2 protein-coding genes are annotated in these 5011 nt (G+C 56.9%); both read right to left on the bottom strand.

Features of this window, described 5'->3' with window-relative positions; all coding sequences use genetic code 11:
- On the bottom strand, positions 1-3091 hold a 3091-nt coding region (locus Q0510_RS03900; protein ID WP_298708442.1), incomplete at its 3' end, for a two-component regulator propeller domain-containing protein.
- A 99-nt stretch (positions 3092-3190) separates the two neighbouring features.
- On the bottom strand, positions 3191-5011 hold a 1821-nt coding region (locus Q0510_RS03895; RefSeq protein WP_298708441.1), incomplete at its 5' end, for a M1 family metallopeptidase.

Raw genomic sequence — 5011 nt, 5'->3', positions numbered from 1 at the left:
CGAACGCGCTGCGCTGGTCGGCCTGGAAGTAACGCTCGAATATTTTACCGATACGGTCGGGCGCAATGCCGATCCCGGTATCGCTGACTTTGATTTCCAGCCAGGCGCGCTCCTGTTCGATCGTCACTTCGGAGATGACGGATACCTTCCCGCCGGCGGGAGTGAATTTGAACGCGTTGGATAACAGGTTGAAAATGATGCGCTCCAGCTTGTCGTGGTCGAAGCAGGCATTTACCTGTTCCGGATTCGCGGAATATGCCAGCGTTACGCCTTTGCGTTCGGCCAGGTCGGAAAACGACTGCGCGGATTCGCGGAGGAAGCCCATGAGCTCCCCCGGCACGGGGTCCGTCCGCAATTCCCGCATTTCCATTTTCCGGAAATCCATCAATTGGTTCACCAGGTTGAGGAGCCGCCTGGCATTTCGCCGGATAAGCTGGAACTGCCGGCGCTCGCTTTCGTCATCCGAGCGGCGGATGAAATCTTCGATGGGAGAAAGGATGAGGGAAACAGGCGTCCGCAGCTCGTGGCTCACATTCGTCAATAGCTTGATCTTCATCATATCCAATTCATGCAGCCGCTGCGCTTCCTTCCTTTCGTTCTGCAATGCAAACCGGCGGTGCGCGCGGCGGATGATGGCCCTCCGCCCCAGGTACAACGCCGCCACCAGGAGCAGCACATACGCCGTATAGGCCCAACCGGTAGCCCACCAGGGCGGAAGGATACGGATCAGCAGCGATATGCCCCCGCCCGTGGGATTGCCGTCTTCCGGGGAAGAACGCACATGCAGCGTGTATTCGCCGGGGTTAATGTTGGTATAAGATATCCGGCGTGTTTTTCCGTCGGTCAGCATCCATTCCTTGTTAAACCCTTCCAGCATGTATTCATACCGGTTTTTATCCGCATTCCTGAAATTCAGCGAAGCGAAATCCACCGAAAAATCATTCTCATTGTACCGCAGGTCAATACTGCGCGTTTCGGGCAGCGAAGCGTCGAGCACGGTGTGCCCGCGGAAGCTTTCACCCGGCGCGATCGTTTTGTTGAACAGTTGCAAACCCGTGAAAACCAATGCCGGAGGGGTCCTGTTTTCCCTGATCTCCGCCGGATCAAAGAGATTGAAACCATCCGCCCCGCCGAAAATCAATTCCCCGCTCCGCAGGCGTAACGCGGCATTCACGTTAAATACCTTCCCCTGCAAACCATCCTGCTCATCATAATTCCTGCAGGAAATCACCAGTTCACTCCCCTTTCCCGTTGCCCGGACCCGCGAAAGCCCGCGCGCCGTACTGATCCACAGGTAACCGTCGTCACTTTCCAGGATGCTGACGATGGTGTTATCCGGCAGCCCGTCTTCCATCCGGAACGTGCGGAAAGTCAACGCCACCGGATCATAATAACCAAGCCCCTCCCGCGTACCGGCCCACATGCGGCCCTGGCGGTCGCAGTGCAGCGACGTCACATTGTCGTTGCTCAGCTGGTGCGTACTGCGCAGCAAATGCACGAAAACGCCTTTCGATTTATCGAGCACATCAATGCCATAAGCCGTGCCGATCCAGAGGTCGCCGTCCGGTGTTTCGGCGAATGCGGTGATATAGTTGGAATGGACCGAATTGGCCATGTCCGCATTGTTGTGATAGAAAATCCCGTTGCCGCGGTCGAACCGGTCGAGCCCGCCGCCCAGCGTCCCCACCCAGAAGTTGTTGCGCTTGTCTTCGTACAGCTTCCAGACGGTTTTATTGGCCAGGCTGTTCGCATCCTGCGGGGAATGACTGTAATGCGTGAACTTCCCATCCCTGAAATAACCCATCCCCCCGAAATAATATCCGATCCAAAGCTGGTCCCACTTATCAACGTGGAGGCTCACGATCACATCATTGCTGAGGCTGTTCTCGTCGCCCGCGCGATGCCGGTACTGGCGATAGGTTTGCGCCTTCCGGTCGTAATAAATCAATCCTCCCCCGTTCGTCCCGATCCAGACATTGCCTTTTTTATCTTCCGCGAAGCAGTTGACGTCGTTGTAAGGCAGCGACAGCGGGTCGCCGTGCTTGACTTCATGCAGCGCGAATTTCATCTTGTTCTCCGCGAAATAACTCACGCCTCTTTTATAAGTCCCGCACCAAACGATACCCTGGCTGTCTTTATACAAGGCATAAATCGCGTTCTCCGCGATGCTTTTGGAATCTTCCGGCCGGTTGACGAAGAACCTGGCCCGGAAAGTTTGTTTATCCAGCACATTCACGCCGCCGTGATCCGTCCCGATCCAAATCATGCCGCGGTCGTCCTGGATCACGCTGTTGACAATGTCGTTATTGAGTATCCCGGTTTTGCGCGAAACGATGCGCTTCTCGCCGGTCGAGGGCCGGAAGTACAGCACTCCGAAATCGCTCCCCGGCATATACACCCAGCAATCCTTCTGGTTATCTACAAACAGTGCGAGTGTCATGGGTGCGCGGGAAACGTTGGCGATGAGCGCTTCCGAATGCCATACGGTTTGCCCGGAGCGGATGTCGATACGGGTCAGCGCCCCGTCGAACCACAACAGGAGCAAATGCCGGTCGTCTTCCCGTTTGATATCCGCGATCCGCCCGCCGTTCCGCATGGGTAGCGCGATCCGTGCGGCATGGCCCCTGGCGCCGAGGCGGTACAGGCCTGAATCCGCGTACGCCGCCCAGCAGGTGTCGCCCGTCATGAGCATCGTCGTCAACCCGGCTTTCGGCAATCCCTGCGCGCCCAGCCATGCAGCAGCCGGGGAGAATTGTTCGCGCCGCGGATCGTAGAGGTTATCGCCGTTGCGCGTCCGGACGTACATTTTGCCGGCCGGGGCGGGAAAAAGCGCTACAATGTAATCATCGTTCAGGGAAAGGGAATCGGAAAGGATATGCCGGAACACGCGGACGTTGGCGCCGTCGTAACGGTTGAGGCCGCCGAGCGTGCCGAACCACAGGAAACCACGGTCATCCTTGTAGATGCAGTTGACCTGGTTGTTGCTCAATCCATGATGGATGTTGAGGCTGGTAAAGGGATACGCGGGTTGCTGCGCCTTGACCTGGCAGAGCGCGATCAGACATAGCGGAATCAGTAATTTTTTCAACATGAATGGATCATCGTGGAACTACTCTAATTTAGGAAAATACGGGCGAAAAAAAAGCGCTCCCGGCCGGGAGCGCTTCGGAAATATTCCGGAGTCTTATGATCAGGGTGCTGCTTTCCAGGTATTATTGGCGGAATTGACGTCGGGCAGCACCTTGTCGGGGTCCACCGTAACAGCCACTACCTTGCTTTTCGAGTAGTGATGGAAGGTCCAGGCGCCGCCGGCCTGCCAAACTTCCACCGGGAGGTTTACGCGGGAAGTTTTTCCATCGGCTTCTTTGATTTCCACTACCACCGGCATGGGTGATTTTTCGAGGCACAGCACCTGGATGGCCGTGGTGGAGTCATTGCGCGGCGCAACGTTGCCAACTGCCATATCCAGCTTCCAGTTGTTGATGATCCAGGAACGCCAGAACCAGTCAAGGCTCTCGCCTGCACTGTTTTCCATCGCGCGGAAGAAATCCCATTGCGTGGGATGTTTGAACGCCCAGTTGTCGATGTAATATTTGAATGCTTTGTCGAACCGCTCTTCACCCAGCACCACTTCGCGCAGGATATCGAGGCCCACGGCGGGTTTGTAATACCCGAGGATACCGTAGCTCGCGGGGCGGATCACGTCCGGGCGGTGGAGGATTGCGCTGGCGGAATCGAAGAACATGGAGCGCGACAGGGCATGGCGGTCGCGGGGGCCGTGGTCGAATTCCCCGTTATTGAATGCTTTGTCTGCCAGTCCATTGATAAAGGTATTAAAACCTTCGTCCATCCAACCAAACCTTCTTTCGTTGCTGCCTACGATCATGGGGAACCAGTTATGCCCGAATTCGTGGTTGGTTACGCCCCACAGGCTGGCTTTCTGTGCGCGGGCGGAGCAGAACACGATGCCGGGGTATTCCATCCCTCCGACTATGCCCGCTACGTTCACGGCGGCGGGATAAGTGTAGGGATACCATTTTTCGGAATAATGTTCGATGCATCCTTTCACGAATTCGGTGGAACGGCGCCAGGCGGAGTCGCCCGCGCTTTCTTCAGGATACACGCTCATCGCCAGGGCTTTTTTGCCTTCGGGGAGATTGATGCGCGCCGCGTCCCAGATGAACGATTTGCTGGCCGCCCAGGCCACGTCGCGCGTGTTGGCGCAGCGGAACTTCCAGGTAAGGCGGTCTTTCGCCGGACGGGAAGCGGGATCCTTCACTTCGGAGATATCGCGGAGCATTACGGTTTTATCGCTGGCGGAGGCCTGTTTCCAGCGGGCCAGCTGCGTGGGCGTGAGCACTTCCGCGGGATTAAGCAGTTCGCCGGAACCAACCACGATGTGGCCGGCCGGTGCATTTACGGTATAATCGAAATTGCCGTATTCGAGGTAGAATTCGCCCTGGCCCATGTACGGCAGGGTGTTCCAGCCCAACACGTTGTCGAACACGCACATCCGGGGATACCATTGCGCGATCTCGTAGATGCGGCCGTTTTTGGAATTCAGGATGCCCATCCGGTCGGTTCCATATTCCGGGATAGGGAAGGAAAAATCAACCTGCACCTGGATGCTGCCGCCATTGGCTTTCAGCGGCTGCGGTAATTCCACGCGCATACGGGTATCGTTCACTTCGAACTTCGCTTTCTGCGCTTTCCCCGCCGTCAGCAGCGCAACATTGCTGATATCGTAGCCGCCGTCGAAATTACGGTTGGCCCAGCGGCCGCCTGCGGGCGCGGTTGCCGCCACGCTCCTGGAAGAAAGGCGGTAAATGTTCTGGTCGAGTTGCAGCCAGAGGAAGGGAAGGTTCTCCGGGCTGTTGTTTTTATAGGTGATGATGACGGTCCCGGAAACGGATTCCTTCACATCATCAAAAGTTACATCGATTTTGTAATCGGCGGCGTTTTGCCAGTAGCGGGTGCCGGGGCGGCCGCTGGCGGTGCGTACATCGTCACC

Origin of the sequence: uncultured Chitinophaga sp., from assembly GCF_937874145.1 — a bacterium.
In the GTDB taxonomy this organism is placed as follows: domain Bacteria; phylum Bacteroidota; class Bacteroidia; order Chitinophagales; family Chitinophagaceae; genus Chitinophaga.
Note: the sequence above shows the minus strand (reverse complement) of the source record. Positions and strands in the feature narration are given on the sequence as shown.